This is a genomic window from Scandinavium goeteborgense (genome assembly GCF_003935895.2).
Taxonomy (GTDB): Bacteria; Pseudomonadota; Gammaproteobacteria; order Enterobacterales; family Enterobacteriaceae; genus Scandinavium; species Scandinavium goeteborgense.
The window spans coordinates 23,660-43,324 of the sequence record NZ_CP054058.1 but is presented as its reverse complement, the minus strand read 5'-3'; the positions used below and the strand labels follow the sequence as shown (position 1 = coordinate 43,324).

18 protein-coding genes and 1 tRNA gene are annotated in these 19,665 nt (G+C 56.3%); 12 read left to right on the top strand and 7 right to left on the bottom strand.

Annotation, left to right across the window (positions count from 1 at the left end):
* Positions 1-36: 36 nt before the first annotated feature.
* Entirely contained in the window at positions 37-282 is a 246-nt protein-coding gene (zapB, locus tag A8O29_RS00950; RefSeq protein ID WP_125354646.1) for a septal ring assembly protein ZapB, read from the bottom strand.
* A 421-nt stretch (positions 283-703) separates the two neighbouring features.
* Here zapB and A8O29_RS00945 point away from each other — a divergent pair, with 421 nt between their 5' ends.
* Entirely contained in the window at positions 704-1,552 is an 849-nt protein-coding gene (locus A8O29_RS00945) for an MIP/aquaporin family protein (RefSeq protein ID WP_125354645.1), read from the top strand.
* Positions 1,553-1,574: 22 nt separating this feature from the next.
* Entirely contained in the window at positions 1,575-3,080 is a 1,506-nt protein-coding gene (glpK, locus tag A8O29_RS00940; protein WP_110510354.1) for a glycerol kinase GlpK, read from the top strand.
* A 138-nt stretch (positions 3,081-3,218) separates the two neighbouring features.
* On the opposite strand, the gene gltS is transcribed toward glpK, so the two are convergent.
* Positions 3,219-4,421 (bottom strand): sodium/glutamate symporter, encoded by a 1,203-nt coding sequence (gene gltS, locus A8O29_RS00935; protein ID WP_174081196.1) that lies wholly within the window; start codon positions 4,419-4,421, stop codon positions 3,219-3,221.
* A 273-nt stretch (positions 4,422-4,694) separates the two neighbouring features.
* Between gltS and A8O29_RS00930 the strand changes: the two genes are divergently transcribed.
* The 3 genes from A8O29_RS00930 (at position 4,695) to nepI (ending at position 9,266) form a co-directional block, all read left to right on the top strand.
* Positions 4,695-6,083, top strand: coding sequence for a nucleobase:cation symporter-2 family protein (locus A8O29_RS00930; RefSeq protein WP_125353588.1), 1,389 nt, complete (start codon positions 4,695-4,697; stop codon positions 6,081-6,083).
* A gap of 120 nt (positions 6,084-6,203) precedes the next feature.
* Complete coding sequence (locus A8O29_RS00925) at positions 6,204-7,946, top strand: AsmA family protein (protein WP_125353589.1); 1,743 nt, start codon at positions 6,204-6,206, stop codon at positions 7,944-7,946.
* A gap of 138 nt (positions 7,947-8,084) precedes the next feature.
* Positions 8,085-9,266, top strand: coding sequence for a purine ribonucleoside efflux pump NepI (gene nepI / locus A8O29_RS00920; RefSeq protein ID WP_125353590.1), 1,182 nt, complete (start codon positions 8,085-8,087; stop codon positions 9,264-9,266).
* 15 nt (positions 9,267-9,281) lie between these two features.
* Here nepI and A8O29_RS00915 read toward each other — a convergent pair whose 3' ends face one another.
* Both A8O29_RS00915 and A8O29_RS00910 read right to left on the bottom strand, forming a co-directional pair.
* Positions 9,282-9,572, bottom strand: coding sequence for a YicS family protein (locus A8O29_RS00915; protein ID WP_125353591.1), 291 nt, complete (start codon positions 9,570-9,572; stop codon positions 9,282-9,284).
* Positions 9,573-9,714: 142 nt separating this feature from the next.
* Positions 9,715-10,617 (bottom strand): EamA family transporter, encoded by a 903-nt coding sequence (locus tag A8O29_RS00910; protein WP_125353631.1) that lies wholly within the window; start codon positions 10,615-10,617, stop codon positions 9,715-9,717.
* Between the two features lie 147 nt (positions 10,618-10,764).
* Between A8O29_RS00910 and A8O29_RS00905 the strand changes: the two genes are divergently transcribed.
* Complete coding sequence (locus A8O29_RS00905) at positions 10,765-11,181, top strand: GNAT family N-acetyltransferase (protein ID WP_125353592.1); 417 nt, start codon at positions 10,765-10,767, stop codon at positions 11,179-11,181.
* Here the strand turns inward: A8O29_RS00905 and A8O29_RS00900 are convergent.
* Entirely contained in the window at positions 11,178-11,834 is a 657-nt protein-coding gene (locus A8O29_RS00900) for a TetR/AcrR family transcriptional regulator (RefSeq protein WP_133462319.1), read from the bottom strand. The genes A8O29_RS00905 and A8O29_RS00900 overlap by 4 nt on opposite strands.
* Before the next feature lie 80 nt (positions 11,835-11,914).
* Between A8O29_RS00900 and A8O29_RS00895 the strand changes: the two genes are divergently transcribed.
* The 5 genes from A8O29_RS00895 (at position 11,915) to A8O29_RS00875 (ending at position 17,201) form a co-directional block, all read left to right on the top strand.
* A complete protein-coding gene (locus A8O29_RS00895; protein ID WP_125353593.1) occupies positions 11,915-13,429 on the top strand; it encodes an MDR family MFS transporter in 1,515 nt (504 codons plus the stop codon).
* Between the two features lie 91 nt (positions 13,430-13,520).
* Positions 13,521-13,991, top strand: a complete 471-nt coding sequence (locus A8O29_RS00890) for a nuclear transport factor 2 family protein (protein ID WP_125353594.1) — start codon at positions 13,521-13,523, stop codon at positions 13,989-13,991.
* 116 nt (positions 13,992-14,107) lie between these two features.
* A complete protein-coding gene (locus A8O29_RS00885; protein ID WP_125353595.1) occupies positions 14,108-15,418 on the top strand; it encodes a serine hydrolase domain-containing protein in 1,311 nt (436 codons plus the stop codon).
* A gap of 218 nt (positions 15,419-15,636) precedes the next feature.
* Complete coding sequence (nlpA, locus tag A8O29_RS00880) at positions 15,637-16,449, top strand: lipoprotein NlpA (RefSeq protein ID WP_125353596.1); 813 nt, start codon at positions 15,637-15,639, stop codon at positions 16,447-16,449.
* 197 nt (positions 16,450-16,646) lie between these two features.
* On the top strand, positions 16,647-17,201 hold the full coding sequence (locus A8O29_RS00875; RefSeq protein WP_168713842.1) for an OmpH family outer membrane protein: 555 nt from the start codon (positions 16,647-16,649) through the stop codon (positions 17,199-17,201).
* An 86-nt stretch (positions 17,202-17,287) separates the two neighbouring features.
* Here the strand turns inward: A8O29_RS00875 and A8O29_RS00870 are convergent, their stop codons facing one another.
* Together A8O29_RS00870 and A8O29_RS00865 are read right to left on the bottom strand one after the other, a co-directional pair.
* A complete protein-coding gene (locus A8O29_RS00870; protein WP_125353598.1) occupies positions 17,288-17,722 on the bottom strand; it encodes a hypothetical protein in 435 nt (144 codons plus the stop codon).
* A gap of 154 nt (positions 17,723-17,876) precedes the next feature.
* Positions 17,877-17,971: transfer RNA gene (locus tag A8O29_RS00865), tRNA-Sec, on the bottom strand.
* Positions 17,972-18,260: 289 nt separating this feature from the next.
* Here A8O29_RS00865 and A8O29_RS00860 point away from each other — a divergent pair.
* Complete coding sequence (locus A8O29_RS00860; protein ID WP_125353599.1) at positions 18,261-19,655, top strand: glycoside-pentoside-hexuronide family transporter; 1,395 nt, start codon at positions 18,261-18,263, stop codon at positions 19,653-19,655.
* The last annotated feature ends 10 nt before the right edge of the window (positions 19,656-19,665 follow it).

The window sequence follows — 19,665 nt, the reverse complement described above, 5'->3', positions numbered from 1 at the left end:
CTTCCCTTCCCCTCAGAAAGGGGAAGGGAATGAAGATTATACTTCTTCCATGCGGCCCAGCAGCGCCTGCAGACGCTCCTGCCAGCCGTGCTGCTGTTCTTTCAGCTGGCTGTTTTCACGCTCCAGATCTTCACGACCGTTCTGCGCGTTATGCACTTCCTGCGACAGTGTATTGTTCTTCTCTTTCAGCTCTTCGATTTCCATCTGCAGCAGAGTGATAGTATCAATCGCCTGCTGTACTTTGGATTCCAGTTTCTCAAACACTTCTAATGACATCGTCATACCTCTCCTGAATTTGCAAGGCGTTGAACTCGTCCCGGAAACCCGGCGACGCCTTAACGTAAGTAAGCGCACTGCTATGCATCCGATTGTATGGAGCGCCGCACTCCCTGTCCAGCGCCAGGGCGCTCAGATCGTGGTTTGCAACACTTTTCAGGCTATACCTGGTGCGTTCGCCGCAAATACCCCTAAATTGTTAATCCATTCGTTAAATAAATGATTCCCGCGTCAGGTTGACAAGCGTCTTAATGCGCACTTTTTCGCGCGAAAACGCTCATTTTATTGACCCAGCACACAGATTTTGATTTCGATATTTCTCGTTTTTGTTCGTTAACGATAAATTAACACTATGCCTACATGGCAGCATGGTCGAGTTCGACCTCCATGTTCACAATAATCATCAATGAATCTTCAGGATCCCATCATGAGCCAAACATCAACCTTAAAAGGCCAGTGCATAGCCGAGTTTCTCGGTACCGGGTTGTTGATCTTCTTCGGTGTTGGATGCGTCGCCGCGCTTAAAGTTGCAGGCGCGAGCTTCGGTCAGTGGGAGATCAGTATTATCTGGGGTTTGGGCGTGGCGATGGCCATTTACCTGACCGCGGGTGTTTCCGGGGCACATCTCAACCCGGCGGTGACCATTGCTCTCTGGCTGTTTGCCTGTTTTGACGGGCGCAAAGTAGTCCCCTTCATCTTTTCTCAATTTGCCGGCGCGTTTTGCGCAGCGGCGTTAGTGTACGGGCTTTATTACAACCTTTTCTACGACTTCGAACACACGCACAATATGGTGCGCGGCAGTGTCGAAAGTCTTGAGCTGGCAGGCATTTTCTCGACTTATCCGAACCCACATATCAATTTTGTGCAGGCCTTCGCGGTAGAAATGGTCATTACCGCTATCCTGATGGGCGTCATTCTTGCGCTGACGGATGACGGGAACGGCGTTCCGCGTGGCCCGATGGCGCCGCTGCTGATTGGCCTGCTGATTGCAGTTATCGGCGCATCGATGGGACCATTGACCGGTTTTGCGATGAACCCGGCCCGTGACCTCGGTCCGAAAACCTTCGCCTGGCTTGCAGGCTGGGGTGAAATGGCCTTTACCGGCGGGAAAGACATTCCATATTTCGTGGTGCCGCTGTTCGCACCGATCGTCGGCGCATCGCTGGGCGCATTCGGCTATCGCAAGCTGATTGGTCGCCATTTACCGTGCGACGTCTGCGAGGTGGAAGAGAAAGAGACTACCGCCAGCACCACACAACACAACGCTTCGCTGTAATCTGACTACGGGACATAGCATTATGACTGACAAAAAATACATCGTTGCACTCGACCAGGGTACAACCAGCTCCCGCGCCGTTGTCATGGATCACGACGCCAATATCGTCAGCGTTTCACAGCGCGAATTCGAACAAATCTATCCTAAGCCAGGCTGGGTTGAGCACGACCCGATGGAAATCTGGGCTTCCCAGAGTTCCACCCTGATAGAAGTGCTGGCTAAAGCCGACATCAGTTCCGATGAAGTGGCGGCTATCGGCATCACCAACCAACGTGAAACCGCCATCGTCTGGGATAAAGAAACCGGCAAGCCGATTTATAACGCCATCGTCTGGCAGTGCCGTCGTACGGCGGATATCTGCGAACAGCTCAAGCGTGACGGCATGGAAGACTACGTGCGCAGCACAACCGGGCTGGTGATTGACCCGTACTTCTCCGGCACCAAAGTGAAGTGGATCCTCGACCACGTGGAAGGCGCGCGCGAGCGGGCAAAACGCGGCGAACTGCTGTTCGGCACCGTCGACACTTGGCTTATCTGGCGTATGACCCAGGGCCGCGTGCACGTGACCGATTACACCAACGCCTCGCGCACCATGTTGTTCAATATTCACAAGCTGGACTGGGACGACAAAATGCTCGAGGCGCTGGATATCCCGCGCGCGATGCTGCCAGAAGTGCGCAAATCATCCGAAGTGTACGGCCAGACCAACATCGGCGGTAAAGGCGGCACCCGTATTCCTATCGCCGGGATCGCCGGTGACCAGCAGGCGGCGCTGTTCGGCCAGCTGTGCGTCAAAGAAGGGATGGCGAAAAACACCTACGGTACCGGCTGCTTTATGCTGATGAACACCGGCGAAACCGCTGTTAAGTCAGAACACGGCCTGCTGACCACCATCGCCTGCGGCCCAAGCGGCGAAGTGAACTACGCCCTGGAAGGCGCGGTATTCATGGCGGGCGCATCCATTCAGTGGCTGCGTGACGAAATGAAGCTGATTAACGACGCGTTCGATTCCGAATATTTTGCGACGAAGGTCAACGACACCAACGGCGTATACGTGGTTCCGGCATTTACCGGCCTCGGCGCGCCGTACTGGGACCCGTATGCTCGTGGCGCAATCTTCGGTCTGACGCGCGGCGTGAACTCGAATCATATTATTCGCGCCACCCTCGAATCCATCGCCTATCAGACGCGCGACGTACTGGAAGCGATGCAGGCCGACTCCGGTATTCGTCTGCACGCCCTGCGCGTGGACGGCGGTGCGGTTGCCAATAATTTCCTGATGCAGTTCCAGTCAGACATTCTCGGCACCCGTGTTGAGCGTCCGGAAGTGCGTGAAGTCACGGCGCTGGGCGCGGCGTATCTCGCCGGGCTGGCGGTCGGCTTCTGGCAAAATCTGGATGAGCTGAAGGAAAAAGCGGTGATTGAACGTGAGTTCCGTCCGGGGATTGAAACCACCGAGCGTAACTACCGTTACAGCGGCTGGCAGAAAGCGGTGAAACGCGCGATGGCGTGGGAAGATCACGATTAAGCCTGATTGTTTAAGTCCATAAAAAAGGCCGGGGATAATCCCGGCCTTTTTGTTTCTGCCCGATGGCGCTTCGCTAATCGCGCCTACGTGATCGAGGTTTTGTAGGCCCGGCAAGCGATAGCACCGCCGGGCACATCGTTATGCGAACATCGGTAACAGCAGATACAGCTTAATCACCAACGCATTCACAATATCTATAAAGAATGCGCCGACCATTGGCACCACCAGGAACGCCGTGTGCGACGGTCCGAAACGTTCGGTGATGGCCTGCATATTGGCAATCGCCGTTGGCGTAGCCCCCAGACCAAAGCCGCAGTGACCCGCCGCCAACACCGCTGCGTCGTAGTTTTTGCCCATCATGCGATAGGTCACGAACACCGCGTACAGCGCCATCGCCACGGTTTGCACCGCCAGAATCGCCAGCATTGGCAGCGCCAGAGAAGCCAGCTCCCACAGTCTCAGGCTCATCAGCGCCATGGCCAGGAACAGCGACAGCGACACGTTCCCGAGTACTGATACGGCACGTTCAAACACGCGATAGAAGCCCAGCAGCGCCAGACCGTTGCTGAGGATAACCCCGACAAACAGCACGCAGACGAAGGTCGGCAGCTCAAACGTGGTGCCCAGCAGCAATTGCGCAACGATTTTCCCGACGGTGATACAGATAGCAATCATCGCAATGGTTTCAATCAGCACTAATGAGGTGATCACCCGACCCACCTCCGGCTTTTCGAACGCCGTTGGCACTTCCTGATCGTCCGGTTTACCGTCCGGTGTAGAGGAGTGCTTCACCAGATAACGCGCCACCGGGCCGCCAATCAGGCCACCCAGCACCAAACCAAAGGTCGCACAGGCCATCGCTACTTCGGTGGCATTGGCGAAACCATAACGCTCAATGAACAGCTTACTCCAGGCCGCACCGGTGCCATGACCCCCGGAAAGCGTAATCGAACCGGCCAATAAGCCCATCAGCGGGTCCAGCCCCAGCATTTTCGCCATACCAATCCCGATGGCGTTCTGCATCAGCAGCAGCCCTACCACCACAATCAGGAAGGTTCCCACGACTTTACCGCCGCGGCGCAGGCTCGAAAGATTGGCGTTCAGGCCAATGGTGGCAAAGAAGGCCATCATCAGCGGATCTTTCAGGCTCATATCGAAATCGATTTCCCAGCCCATGCTCTTTTTCAGGATCAGCAGTGCCAGCGCAGCCAGCAGGCCACCCGCAACGGGTTCAGGGATGGTGTACTTCTTGAAGAGGGGGACGGTATGGACAAGTTTGCGTCCTAACAGCAACACCAGCGTTGCCGCAACAAGCGTCGATAGCGTATCGAGATGAAACATAGAAGCTCCTTGTTAGCGCAGAATCCAATTTAAGCGACGTGAATACCTGTAGTGAATGTTCTCATCGTTGTTAGCAGGAGCCGGATTTTACGCAAAATGCAGTGGAAAATGACAGAAAAATATGTCTGGAGCGGTGAAATTTGCGACAAAACGTGCAAAAACAGCATAAAAAACCGCGTAGTTATGCATCCTTAATATATTGAAAGCAACCGTTTGCTTTTGCCTGGCAGTCCGCTAAAATCCCCCCTTTTCCACCACGGGATTGCCTCTGAAATGTCAGTGAACACCATCGAAGCTGAAAATGCGCAACCGATTGCGCAGAAGCAGGACAGCGAATTAATCTACCGCCTTGAAGACCGCCCCCCGCTCGCGCAGACTCTGTTCGCTGCCTTCCAGCACCTGCTGGCGATGTTCGTCGCCGTGATAACCCCGGCCCTGCTGATTTGCCAGGCGCTCGGTTTACCGGCAGAAGATACGCAACACATTATCAGTATGTCGCTGTTTGCTTCAGGTGTCGCATCCGTCATTCAAATAAAAGCGTGGGGCCCGGTTGGATCCGGACTGCTGTCGATTCAGGGCACCAGCTTTAACTTCGTGGCCCCGTTAATTATGGGCGGGACGGCGCTGAAAACCGGCGGAGCAGATGTTCCGACGATGATGGCGGCGTTGTTCGGCACGTTGATGCTAGCCAGCTTTACCGAAATGGCGCTGTCCCGCGTGCTGCATCTGGCGCGCCGCGTGATTACACCGCTGGTTTCCGGCGTGGTGGTGATGATTATCGGCCTGTCGCTGATTCAGGTTGGCCTGACCTCCATCGGCGGGGGCTACGCCGCGATGGCTGACCACACCTTCGGCGCCCCGAAAAACCTGCTGCTGGCGGGCATCGTGCTGGCGGTCATTATTGTGCTTAACCGTCAGCGTAACCCGTATCTGCGCATTGCCTCGCTGGTGATTGCGATGGCCGCCGGTTACGCCGCAGCCTGGTTTATGGGCATGCTGCCTGAAACCGCACCGACCCACAGCCCGGTGATTATGGTTCCGACCCCGCTCTATTATGGGCTCGGCATCGACTGGAACCTGCTGCTGCCGCTGATGCTGGTGTTTATGATCACCTCGCTGGAAACCATCGGTGACATTACGGCAACCTCTGACGTTTCCGAGCAACCAGTCTCCGGCCCGGTATATATGAAACGCCTGAAAGGCGGCGTGCTGGCGAACGGCCTGAACTCCTGCGTATCGGCTATTTTCAACACCTTCCCGAACTCCTGCTTTGGGCAGAACAACGGCGTTATCCAGCTGACTGGCGTCGCCAGCCGCTACGTCGGTTTCGTGGTAGCGCTGATGCTTGTCGTGCTCGGCCTGTTCCCTGCGGTGAGCGGTTTCGTGCAGCATATTCCTGAGCCGGTTCTCGGCGGTGCGACGCTGGTGATGTTCGGTACCATCGCCGCTTCCGGGGTGCGTATTGTCTCCCGCGAACCACTGAACCGCCGCGCGATCCTGATTATCGCCCTGTCCTTAGCCGTCGGTCTGGGCGTTTCTCAGCAGCCTTTGATCCTGCAATTTGCGCCTGACTGGCTGAAGAACTTGCTCTCATCCGGGATCGCCGCAGGCGGCATTACCGCGATTGTTCTGAACCTGGTTTTCCCGCCAGAAAAGAGCTGATCCTCGTCACGGCGGCCTTTCTGGCGGCCGCCGTGAAACCTTATTAAACGAATCCATCCTTGAGGATTGCGCACAAATCGTGCATAACTCCTTTATGTGCCCTTCACTGGATGGAAGACGATGAAATTTATCGGGAAGCTGTTGCTCTGGCTGCTTATTGCGCTGCTGCTGGTCGCGCTGGCGTTTTACTTTTTGCTGCAAACGCGCTGGGGCGCGCGCGAAGTCAGCGGCTGGATTTCCAGTAACACCGACTACCACATCGCTTTCGACGCGATGGACCATCGTTTTTCCTCGCCGTCTCATATCTTGCTTAAGAACGTCACCTTTGGTCGCGACGGAAAACCCGCCACGCTGGTCGCCAAAACGGTTGATATCGGTTTGAGCAGCCGTCAGCTCACCGACCCGCTGCACGCCGACACCATTACGTTGCAGGACGGGACCCTGAATCTGTCGCCTTCCGCCGCGCCGTTCCCGTTTGAAGCCGATACGTTGCAGCTCAGCAATATGGCGTTTAACAGCCCGGAAACCCACTGGGATCTCAGCGCCCAGCGCGTGACCGGCGGCGTGTCGCCGTGGTTGCCGGAAGCGGGCAACGTGCTCGGGAAGCAGGCGCAAATTCAGATGAGCGCGGGCTCGATGACCCTCAATGACCTGCCCGCGACCAACGTTCTGGTGCAGGGCAATATCGATAATGGCGTAGTGACGCTCAGCACTCTGGGCGCCGATATCGCGCGTGGCTCGCTGACTGGCAACGCCAAACGTAACGCTGACGGCAGTTGGCTGGTCGACAGCCTGCGCCTGACCGACATCCGTATGCAGAGTGACAAATCGCTGGCCGATTTCTTCGCGCCGCTGACCACCGTACCGTCATTGACTATCGGCTCGCTGGAAGTGACCGATGCGCGCCTGCAGGGCCCGGACTGGGCGATTGCCGATCTAGACCTCAGTCTGCGCAATCTCACCTTGAGTCACGGCGGCTGGAGCAGCAACGGCGGGCGTCTGTCGATGAACGCCGACGAATTTATTTATGGCTCGCTGCACCTTATCGACCCTATTTTCAACGCTGAGTTTTCCCCGCAGGGCGTGGCGCTGCGCCAGTTTACCTCGCGCTGGGAAGGCGGAATGGTGCGCACCTCCGGCAACTGGTTACGCAACGGCAACGCGCTGGTGCTCGACGACACCGCCATCGCCGGGTTGGAATACACGCTGCCGGAGAACTGGAAAAAGCTGTGGATGGACCCGCTGCCTGGCTGGCTGCAAAGCGTAACGCTGAGTAAATTCACTGCCAGTCGTAACCTGGTTATCGACATCGACCCGGCGTTCCCGTGGCAAATCACGTCGCTGGACGGCTACGGCGATAATATGCAGGTGGCGAAAAACGGCAACTGGGGCGTGTGGGGCGGTCATACGGCGCTGAACGCGGCGGCCGCAACCTTTAATCGCGTGGACGTCCGTCGTCCTTCGCTGAAGCTGGCGGCGAATGGTTCGACGGTGAATATCACCGAACTGAGCGCGTTTACGGAGAAAGGGATCATTGAAGCAAGCGGCGCGGTGTCTCAGCAGCCGCAGCGCCAGACGGCGATCAACCTGAACGGTCGCGGTGTGCCGCTGGATATTCTGCAACAGTGGGGGTGGCCGGTATTGCCGATTGGCGGCGACGGTAATCTTCAACTGCGTGCCAGCGGCAGCGTGCAGGCTAACGCGCCGTTAAAACCGACAGTCAACGCACAGCTGCACGCGGTAAATATGTCAAAACAGGAAGTGACGCAGACAATGAGCAATGGCGAAGTGAGTACGGCGCAGCCTGTGGTGCCCGCCCCGACGGAAGCCGCGCCAGTGCCTGTTTCACCTCCGGCGCAGTAATTTCCCCCTCACCCTAACCTCTCCCTCAGGGAGAGGGTTAGGGTGAGGGGAATGCCGCTATAGTTGCCAAAACGTTAAATACGTCACAAACAAAATGTTACACTGCGCAACTTTCCCACCCAATACGCGCAGGTTCCCATGAGCGAATGTACTGAAAATCTTGCCCGCAGTGAGACGTTAACGCGTCCGAACTGGTCTGCGGTTTTTGCCGTGGCGTTTTGCGTTGCCTGCCTGATTACCGTTGAATTTCTGCCGGTTAGCCTGCTGACGCCGATGGCGCAAGAACTCGGTATTACCGAAGGCGTCGCCGGGCAATCGGTGACCACTACCGCGTTCGTGGCGATGTTCGCCAGCCTGTTCGTCACCCACGTGATTGGCCGCACCGACCGCCGCTACATCGTCATCCTGTTCTCCGTCCTGCTGACGCTCTCCTGCCTGCTGGTGTCATTTGCCTCCAGCTTCAGCCTGTTACTGCTTGGTCGCGCCTGTCTGGGTCTGGCGCTCGGCGGCTTCTGGGCGATGTCTGCGTCGCTCACCATGCGTCTGGTGCCCGCACGACTGGTGCCGAAAGCGCTGTCGGTGATTTTTGGCGCGGTCTCCATCGCGCTGGTGATTGCCGCCCCGCTCGGCAGCTTTTTAGGCGGCATAATTGGCTGGCGCAACGTCTTTAACGGCGCGGCGATAATGGGCCTGCTGTGCGTGGTGTGGGTCTGGAAGGCGCTGCCTGCGCTGCCCGGTGAAACCGGACCGAAAGCAAACATGTTCGGGCTGTTAAAACGCCCCGGCGTACTGGCAGGGATGACCGCGATTTTCATGGCATTTGCCGGCCAGTTCGCGTTCTTTACCTACATTCGCCCGGTATTTATGAATCTTGCGGGCTTTGATGTCGACGGCCTGACACTGGTTTTGCTGAGCTTCGGGATAGCCAGTTTCGTCGGCACCTCGCTGTCAGCGGTTATCCTCAAGCGTTCGGTGAAAATGGCCCTGGCCTTTGCGCCGTTGATTCTCGCGATAAGCGCCGCGGTGCTTATCCTGTGGGGAAGCGAGAAAATCGTGGCCGCGTCGGTGGCGGTAATCTGGGGATTTGCTTTTGCGCTGGTGCCGGTCGGCTGGTCAACGTGGATCACCCGCTCGCTGTCTGACCAGGCCGAAAAAGCCGGTTCTATCCAGGTAGCGGTGATTCAGCTGGCCAACACCTGCGGTGCCGCCGTGGGCGGCGTGGCGCTGGACCATTTCGGTCTGCTGTCACCGCTGATGTTGTCCGGCACGTTGATGCTGCTTACCGCGCTGCTGGTGGCGACAAAAGTACGAATGAAGTAATCCTGCCTGCCCGGATCACATGTCCGGGCACTGAATCTGCCCGATAGCATCCCAGTAATTTTTCTGGTTACTGCGCTCCATTGCCAGCGTCGCGTCACGCACGTGGCGCTTGTTGTCTTCGTTCGCGAGAATTTTATTGGCGAAGTCGGTTTCGCTCATACTGGGGTCTGGCGTACAGGTTTTTTTGACGTCTTTCATCACCTGCAGCTTTTGCTGCTCAAACTGCAACCCTTTCATCGGGGAGTCGGCGTAAGCGGCTGGGACGCTCAGACAGGCCAGCAAACAGAGAATTGGCACAGTTTTCATCGTAGATCCCTTCTGTTGCAAAATTCATTACCTTTAACTATATGTTCAGGCCGCTGATAGCGCAAACTCGTCGACCGGAAAATATTATTAAATCAGTCAATTATGGATTTTATCGCGCAAAAGCATGATTGACAGCTCTGCGTTATTCCAGCCGTGCGTGACGGCGTGAATCGAGCGAAATCAGCACCACCGACGAGAGGATCAGCAGCGTACCAATCCAGTCCGGCAACGCAAAGCTGACGCCCAGCAGCAGCACCGACAACAGCGCACTACTCAGCGGTTCGGCGCAGCTCAGCACGCTGGCCTTCGGGCCACCAATCATCTGCGCGCCCTTCAGGTAGAGGCTGAACGTCAGCGAGGTGCCGATCACCACCAGATAGAAAAACGCCAGCAGCAGATTACCGCTGATCACGAAATGGAGCCCTTCCCCGGCGTAGAACGGCAGCAAAAATGCACCGCCCAACAGCATGCTCCAGCCAACGATCGGCAGTGTGCCATAGCGCGCAATCAGCGTCGAAGGATAGGTGGTATAGAACGCGGCGGCAAAGGCCGAGGCAATTCCCCAGAACACCGCCGCAGGCGAGACCGAGAGCGACGTTGGATTGCCGTGAGTGACCAGCAAAAAGGTGCCAAACAGCGAGGTCAGAATAGCGGCAAACACCAACGCGCCGGGCCGCGATTTGCGCACAATGGCAAACCACGCCACGATGATGGTCGGCGACAAGAACTGAAGCACGGTTGCCGTGGCGGCATTGGATTTTTCGATAGTCATCAGGAAGGTGAGCTGGACCGTCAGCGCGCCCACCAGCGAAAACAGCAGCAGACTCAGCCCGTCTTTGCGGTTCTTCAGAATGCGGAAAATGTTATCGCCATGCACGAAGGCCAGCATCAGCAGAATGAATCCTGCAAATAGCAGGCGCACCATGGTTAAAAACTGCGACGACATCTGGCTCTGCTCCATGATGTACTGCGCGCACACGCCGGAACTTCCCCACAGCACGGCGGCTATCAGTACGTTCAGCATCCCTTTCCTGGTCGAGCCCATCATTTCCTCAACAACCTGATTTCATTGCCCGGGATGATAGCACAGGACAAAAAGCAGGCCGACGCTGCCCCTGTTATTAGTGATTGAGAAGTTATTTGCCAGACCCAATAATGAGGCGGGTTTATGGGATAAATGCGGAGACAGGCCATGCAAATTGAGATCACCGAGAACGTTACTCAGCAAGACCAGGAAGCATTACTCACCGGATTACGCGCTTTTAACAGCCAGTTTATTGATACCAAAGACTGGTACGAGCTAGGCGTTTACTCCCGGGATGAGAGCGGAAACATGCTCGGCGGGCTGATTGGCAAACGCAAAGGTGACTGGCTGTGCATCGACTTTTTATGGGTTAGCGACGCCGCACGCGGCAAAGGGCTTGGCAGTGAACTGATTCGTGGCGCCGAAAGCCGCATCCGCGAATGGGGCTGCAGCCATATGTTGGTGGATACCGCCAGTTTCCAGGCGCTGCCGTTTTATCAGAAATGCGGCTTTACATTGCACAGCAGTATCAAGGACTTTCCTCATCAGGGAATGCAGCGCCACTACCTGACCAAAGCCCTTTAACCGCCAATCCCCTGGCCCATTATCGCCAGCGCATGACGCACGATAACGTCGGGGGAAACGCTTTTCATTCGTTCGTCGGTTCGCAGACGGGAAAACGGCACCAGCACCAGGCTTATCAGCGTCGTTATCAGCAGCTCCGGGGCGAGCTCCCGGTTGAGCTTGCCCGTTTCCTGCCATTGAGCCACGGTGCTCAGTAGCTTTTGGTGTTTATCTTCGCCGAAACGCGCCTGCATGTGCTGACGCAGGATCGGCATTTCGCCAATCATCTCCTGCATCCACAACGGCGCAAACCACGCGTGTTGCTCCGCCAGTTCCGCCAGCACCCGCACCATGATGGTTAAGGCCATAACCGGGTCGTCAGAATGTTCCACGAACGCGCTGCTGATGCGGTTGCGCAGCGGCATAAAACGCTCTTCGAGGATCTGATCGATAAGCGCCTCGCGGGAAGTGAAATAGTAATGCAGCATCGCCGGGGTCACGCCGCCTTCTTTGGCGATGGCGTTGAGCGACACCCGGGCGATCCCCTGCTGGGCAAACAGCGTCAGCGCGATATCCATCAGTTGCTCGCGATTGTCGGTTCCGGCCTGCTTTCCACGCGGACGCCCCGGGCGGCGCGGTTTCTCGGAATTATCTTTGCCATTCTGTGCTTTCATTTGCGGGCTATCCCTTGACCTAAACCATAACTTACATAAATATTAATTAGGTATTTAATTAATTTCAAGTGAGCTTGTTTATGGAGTCTCAAACGACGACTCAATCGCAGCACGTTCCGGCCACCGGCGTGAAGTCCATCCGCCTTTTGTTCAGCGCGCTGTTGCTGGTAATGCTGCTGTCAGCACTGGATCAGACCATCGTCTCGACGGCGTTACCCACCATCGTGGGCGAACTCGGCGGCCTTGATAAGCTGTCGTGGGTGGTCACCGCCTACATTCTGACATCCACTATCGTGGTGCCACTGTACGGCAAATTTGGCGACCTGTTTGGCCGCAAACGGGTGCTGCAAATCGCCATCGTGCTGTTCCTCGTCGGCTCCGCGCTGTGCGGCCTGGCGCAGAACATGACGCAGCTGGTGCTGATGCGTGCCCTGCAAGGTCTGGGCGGCGGCGGCTTGATGGTGATCAGCATGGCGGCAGTGGCGGACGTTATCCCGCCTGCCGACCGTGGACGCTATCAGGGCCTGTTCGGCGGGGTCTTTGGTCTCGCGACGGTGATCGGTCCGCTGATCGGCGGCTTCATCGTGCAGCACACCTCGTGGCGCTGGATTTTCTACATCAACCTGCCGCTGGGGCTGTTCGCCCTGCTGGTGATCGGCACGGTATTCCACAGCACCAACAAGCGCAGCGAGCATCAGATTGACTGGCTCGGCGCGCTGTATCTCAGCATGGCGCTGCTGTGCATCACGCTGTTCACTACCGAAGGCGGCACCGTGCGCGAATGGAGTGACCCGCAGTTGTGGTGCATTCTGGCGTTTGGCCTGGTGGGCATTGCCGGGTTTATCTATGAGGAGCGTTTAGCGTTCGAGCCGATTATTCCGCTGTCGCTGTTCCGCGACCGCAGCTTCCTGTTGTGCAGCCTGATTGGCTTTATCATCGGGATGTCACTGTTTGGCTCGGTAACCTTCCTGCCGCTCTATTTGCAGGTGGTGAAAAGTGCGACCCCAACCGAGGCCGGGCTACAGCTGATCCCGCTGATGGGCGGCCTGCTGTTAACCTCGATTATCAGCGGACGCTTAATCAGCCGCACCGGTAAATACCGCCTGTTCCCCATCGCCGGGACACTGCTTGGTTTCATCGGGATGCTGCTGCTGACGCGGATCACCATCGATTCGCCAACCTGGCATCTGTATCTGTTTACCGGCGTGCTGGGCATGGGCCTCGGCCTGGTCATGCAGGTGCTGGTGCTGGCGGTGCAGAACTCCGTAGCGCCGAATCTGTACGGCGTGGCGACGTCCGGCGTGACGCTGTTCCGTTCGATTGGCGGTTCCATTGGCGTGGCGCTGTTTGGCGCGATCTTTACCCATGTGCTGCAATCGAATCTGACTCGCTTGCTGCCGGAGGGGGCGGAAATCCCTCGTGGAATGAACCCGGTGGCCATTCATCACCTGCCGGTGGCTATCCGCACCGATTATCTCGATGCCTTCGGGGCCGCCATTCACGCGGCCTTCATGATGGCAGCGTGCATTATGGTGCTGGCGTTTGCGCTGTCGTGGTTCCTGAAAGAATCGCCGCTGAAAAAATCTCACCATTGAGTCGATGTTCACCGGGAAGGTCAAACTTCCCGGTTTCGTTCAGGCGAATATGTGCCAGGATATGGAGAACACGATCCCGCAGGAGTGAATGATGAGTGAACCACGCCCCCCGCTACCCCCGTTTACCCTGGAAAGCGCCATCCACAAGGTGCGGTCTGCCGAAGATGGCTGGAACAGCCGCAACCCGGATAAAGTCGCGCTGGCCTACACCCCTGATAGCAGCTGGCGTAACCGCAGCGAGTTTATCGACGGGCGCGATGCCATCGTCACCTTCCTCGACAACAAGTGGCGCAAAGAGCAGGAATATCGGCTGATCAAAGAGCTTTGGGCCTATACCGACAATCGCATCGCCGTGCGTTTCGCCTACGAATGGCACGACGAGAACGGCAAATGGTTCCGATCCTACGGTAATGAAAACTGGGAATTCGACGACAACGGCCTGATGAACAAGCGTTTCGCCTGCATCAACGACCTGCCGATTGCCGAAGAAGACCGCCTGTTTCACTGGCCTCAGGGCCAACGTCCGGATGATCATCCGGGCCTTAGCGCATTGGGCCTGTAACCTCGCCTTCGGTCATAGCGGGGGTTTTTCCCCCGCACACTGACTGCGCGCGCCGACAACTCTCGCCTAAAGTAGTACCTGACATCTCATAATTCTAAAGGATGAAAGGTACGATTATGCGCAAGATGAACACTTCTCTCTGTCTCCTCGCACTTTGCCTCGGCGCTTCGCTGCAGGCCAGTGCGGCTCAGGCCGCGAACGACTGCGGCGTGCCGCAGCTGACCACCTGTCCGGCTCCGGTTGATGCCAAACTGCCTGACGTGAAAGACATGCTGACCTGGAACCAGCAGCAGCGCGTAATCGGCTTTCGTAACGACTATCGCTCCTACGCCGGGGATGTTTTCAAAGCAGGAGACCCGCAGCCGATTCCGGTGATGACGCGTTCCCTGAGCGATGCGACCTACCAATATCAGGGGCAGCGCTATGGTTTACAGGATTACATCAAGCGCAATGACGTGACCGGGATGATGGTCATCAAAGACGGCAAAATCGCCTACCAGTATTACAGCCACGGCAACACACCAACCACGCTGTGGACCTCACGCTCGGTCGGAAAATCCGTGGTGTCGACGCTGGTCGGGATCGCGGTTAAAGAGGGCAAAATCGCCTCGCTGGATGATGAAATCGTCAAGTACAACCCCGATGTCAAAGGCACTGCCTGGGAGCACGTCACGGTGCGCCAGCTGATGCAGCACACTTCCGGCGTGACGTGGAATGAGGACTACACTAACCCGCAGTCTGACTTTGCGAAGCTGACGCAGTGTGAAGCCAACAAAGACACCTACGCCTGTGTGAATGCGCTGGTGAAAGACCCGAAACGTACCACTTACGCTAAGCCGGGCGCGGCCTGGTCGTACTCGTCCGGCGGCGCGTGGCTGCTCGGCGATACGCTTGAGAAAGCGACCGGTAAATCCCTGGCGCAGAACTTACAGGAAAAAATCTGGCAGCCGTACGGCATGGTGCATGACGGCGTGTGGCACAGCTATCAGCCGGGCAAACACGACGTGGGCGCGCACGGTTTCAACGCCACGCTGGAAGACTGGGGTAAATTCGGCCTGTTTATCATTAACAACGGCGTGCTGCCGGACGGCACGAAAACCCTGCCAGACAACTGGGTGAAAGATGCCCGAACCTGGAATACCGCGGAGAAATCGGTATCGGCGGCGCATCCGGACGGCATGTACGGCTACCAGTGGTGGAACAACAGCGTGCCGGCAAATGCCAAAGACGTCAGCCCGAAAGAGGGCCTGTCGAGCCAGGATACGATGTGGGCGCTGGGCATTTTTGGCCAGGTTATCGTGGTCAATCCGCAGCAAAAACTGGTGATCGTGCAGTGGTCCGCGTGGCCGAAGGCCGAGCCGTCGTTCAGCGCTCAGCCGCTGGAAGCATCGCTGATGTATAACGCGATTGCGAATACGCTGAACTAACCCGTAGGCCCGGTCAGCGTAGCGCCACCGGGCATCCCCCCGCAGCCCGGCGGCGCGTTGCTTGCCGGGCCTACAAAACCTGGCTCTATAGACCCGCGTTATCATCTTTTCGTCTTGCTCATTCCTTTTCGTTTTTATCCTCGCTCCGCCAAACTCGTTATAGTCATTTTTATTCGGGAACACCTTGTTTTAACGACTGTTTAAAAAGGAACTCTGGCGTGAAACTGACTCTTCCACATCTCGGCGCCCTGCTGCTGACCGGCTTACTTCTGGCGGGCTGTGACCAAAAAAGCGATACCAGCAAACACATAAAAGTCGGCGTGATTAACGGCGCGGAACAAGACGTGGCCGAAGTGGCGAAGAAAGTCGCCAAAGAAAAATACGGCCTCGACGTGGAGCTGGTTGGGTTTAGCGGCTCGCTGCTGCCAAACGACGCCACCAACGCCGGGGAGCTGGACGCCAATGTGTTCCAGCATCGTCCGTTCCTGGAACAGGACAACAAAGCGCACAACTTCCACTTAGTGGCCGTCGGCAACACCTTCGTTTTCCCGATGGCCGGCTATTCCCGCAAGATTAAATCTGTTTCCGAACTGAAAGACGGCGCTACCGTCGCCATTCCAAACGATCCGACCAACCTCGGGCGCGCGCTGTTGCTGATGCAAAAAGAGAAGCTGATTACCCTGAAACCGGGTAAAGGCCTGCTGCCGACCGCGCTGGATATCAGCGACAACCCGCACAAGCTCAATATTATGGAACTGGAAGGCGCGCAGCTGCCGCGCGTGCTCGACGACCCGAAGGTCGACGTGGCGATCATCAGCACCACTTATCTGCAACAGACCGGCCTGTCACCCGTGCATGACGGCGTGTTTATCGAAGATAAAAACTCGCCGTATGTGAACATCATCGTCACCCGCGAAGACAATAAAGACGCGGAAAACGTGAAGGAATTTATGCAGTCGTATCAGTCACCTGAAGTGGCAAAAGCGGCCGAGAAAATCTTTAACGGCGGGGCCGTACCCGGCTGGGATTGAGTGAGTCACCTGTAGCGAAATGGGCCAGCGGGATGCTGGCCCTATTTATTTTATTCGCCAAATATCCGCCGAAGGAAGAAATAAGAAAATGACCAGGAAACCAATGGAGCTCGCATGCTGTCTACTGGCGACGTGAACGCAAATATCTAACGAACATCGCCCCCCGCCAGAGCGGAAGGCAATAAAAGGATCTGATGATGCAAAAGAAAACCGCAATACTGGCACTCGCCGCAACAATCGCCCTTGGCGGATTAGCGGGATGCGATCAGAAAAAAACCGCCACCCCGGAGATTGGCGTCGTGGATATCGGCAAAGTGTTGAAGGACTCAGCTATCGGCAAACAGGAAATTGAGCATGACAAGCAGGTTCAGGCCGTGCTTATCAAGGCTAATGACGAGGCGAAGAAAGGGTATGCCGCCTTGTCCGCGGACGAACAGAAAAAAGCGAGCGACGCCGATGCGCAAATCCTGAATCGCCAGTGGCTGGCAGAACAAAAAGCCGCGCGTCAGGCAAGCCTGGCCGCCATCGTGAAAGCCGTGGATGCTTACCGGCAAGAAAAAAAGCTGCCGCTGATTGTTGATAATCAGAATGTCATTTCCAGCGACGCAAAATTAGATGTCACCGCCGACATCATTACCCGTCTTGAAAAAACACAGGTGACCTACGGTGATTTGCCCACGATCACGGTGAAAAAGCCAGAAGCCGCAGAGTCGGATACGCCAGCAGAGCCCGCGCCAAAAGATAACCCATAGTCTCCAGCATCTGGCTGGCGAAGCGGGGCCCACGCTTCATTCATGAGCCACCCCAAACGCCAGCCAGTTCCCCGAAATATTCGTGGTTATGAACACATATAACGGTACGGCCCCGGCGGACATGGGCGCAGATGCGTTTGAATATAGTGGTTCTTAAACGAGTACATCGCGCCCGAGAACGGATCGACAATCAGCCAGCCTGGAACGCCGAAGAAAATGATATTTCCGAACAGGTACCAGGGAGTGAGATGGGTGCTCAACGGCACGATAGACGTGTTGTAGCCATCCTCCGCGAGCGTCATCGTGTAATTAATCTTGCCGAAATAGCTGCCATCCGCTTTCTTCAGCGTAATGGTCTGCGGCGTAATCCCACTGGCGACAATCTCGCCCTCGCTGTCAGAGATAGCAAAGCGAACATGCTCGGGTACGCTGTCGATGCGCACCTGTTCCTCATTGTCACCGACAATCGTGGCGCAGCCAGCAAGCAGTAACGGTAAAAGCAATACGAGTAATTTTTTCATCCTGGCGCTCCATCGGTTAATACAATGAACAGCGACCCAGACGGGGGAAAACTTAAACGGTATTTACTCACTGAGCGGTCATCAAAGACGATGCGGGGTTTTCGGGTATTGAGGTGAAGAAAGTGTAGATTTGACGCTTACGGTGAGAGAGAACTGGCGGAAGATCACAGGAGTCGAACCTGCCCGGGGCCGCTGGCGGTCCCATTTGGATTTGAAGTCCAACCGCCTCACCGGAGACGACGACCTTCCGCGCCTCGATTGCTACATGGAGGCGGTGCGCAGTATAGCTACTTTCAGGCAGTTACCCCACTCTTTATCTAATTATTTCCTCATACCTGTGCAGTAAATCACCACAACCCCCATAAAACCCTACAAAATCCGCTAGTTACATTTTTAAACATTTATCTTCCCAACCGCGATCACAGAAAACAAGAAACATAATCCGCATACGAGATATTGGAATTCCATCGGCACCGACGATGAATTACAACCATGTAACCGGTTACTGATGTTCGATGACGCTGTTGAGGGATAAAAAATGAGTCATGAAGTATTATCCGTGAAGGAGAAGATTGGCTACGGCATGGGAGATGCCGCCAGCCATATCATTTTTGATAACGTCATGTTGTACATGATGTTTTTTTATACCGATATTTTTGGTATCCCCGCAGGCTTTGTCGGCACCATGTTTTTGCTCGCCCGTGCGCTCGATGCGATTTCCGACCCGTGCATGGGCCTGCTCGCCGACCGCACCCGCAGCCGCTGGGGTAAATTCCGACCGTGGATCCTGTTTGGTGCCATTCCCTTTGGCCTCGTGTGCGTGCTGGCCTATAGCTCGCCAGACCTCACCCATAACGGCAAAATGATTTACGCCGCCGTCACCTACACGCTGCTCACCCTGCTGTATACCGTGGTAAACATCCCTTACTGCGCGTTGGGCGGCGTGATAACCGATGACCCAACGCAGCGCATCTCCCTGCAATCCTGGCGCTTCGTGCTGGCAACGGCGGGCGGCATGCTTTCGACGGTACTAATGATGCCACTGGTAAACCTGATTGGCGGCGACGACAAAGCGTTCGGCTTCCAGGGCGGCATTGCGGTGCTGTCGGTGGTGGCTTTCCTGATGCTGGCCTTCTGTTTCTTCAATACCAAAGAGCGTATTCAGGTGCCACCGAGCACCTCGTCGATGCGTGAAGATCTGCGAGATATCTGGCAAAACGACCAATGGCGCATCGTCGGCCTGCTGACCATTCTCAACATCCTCGCGGTCTGCGTGCGTGGCGGCGCGATGATGTATTACGCCACCTGGATCATGGGCTCCGCCGGGTTGTTCACCGTATTCCTGTGCACTTACTGCGTCGGCAACCTGATTGGCTCCGCGCTTGCGAAGCCAATCACCGACTGGAAATGTAAGGTCAGCGTGTTCTGGTGGACCAACGCGGCGCTGACGGTGCTGAGCGTGGCGATGTTCTTCGTGCCCATTCAGGCCAACGTCGTGATGTTTGGCTTCATCTTCGTAATTGGCGTGCTCCACCAGCTGGTGACGCCAATTCAGTGGGTAATGATGTCCGACACCGTCGACTACGGCGAATGGTGCAACGGCAAACGCCTGACCGGCATCAGCTTCGCGGGGACGCTGTTTGTCCTGAAACTTGGTCTGGCGCTGGGCGGCGCAATGATTGGCTGGATGCTGGCGGCAGGCGGCTATGACGCCGGAGCCAAAACCCAAAATAGTAACACCATCAGCATTATTGTTGCGCTGTTTACCCTCGTTCCGGCGGCCTGCTATCTGCTGAGCGCCATTATCGCCAAGCGCTATTACACGCTGAAAACACCTTATCTACGCAAAATCATGGCGGATATCGCGCAGGGCGCGCGCCGCAATCAGCAAGACTTTGAGCAGGCTCCGGTCAGCAAAGAATTACCGAACTAAGAGGAACAAG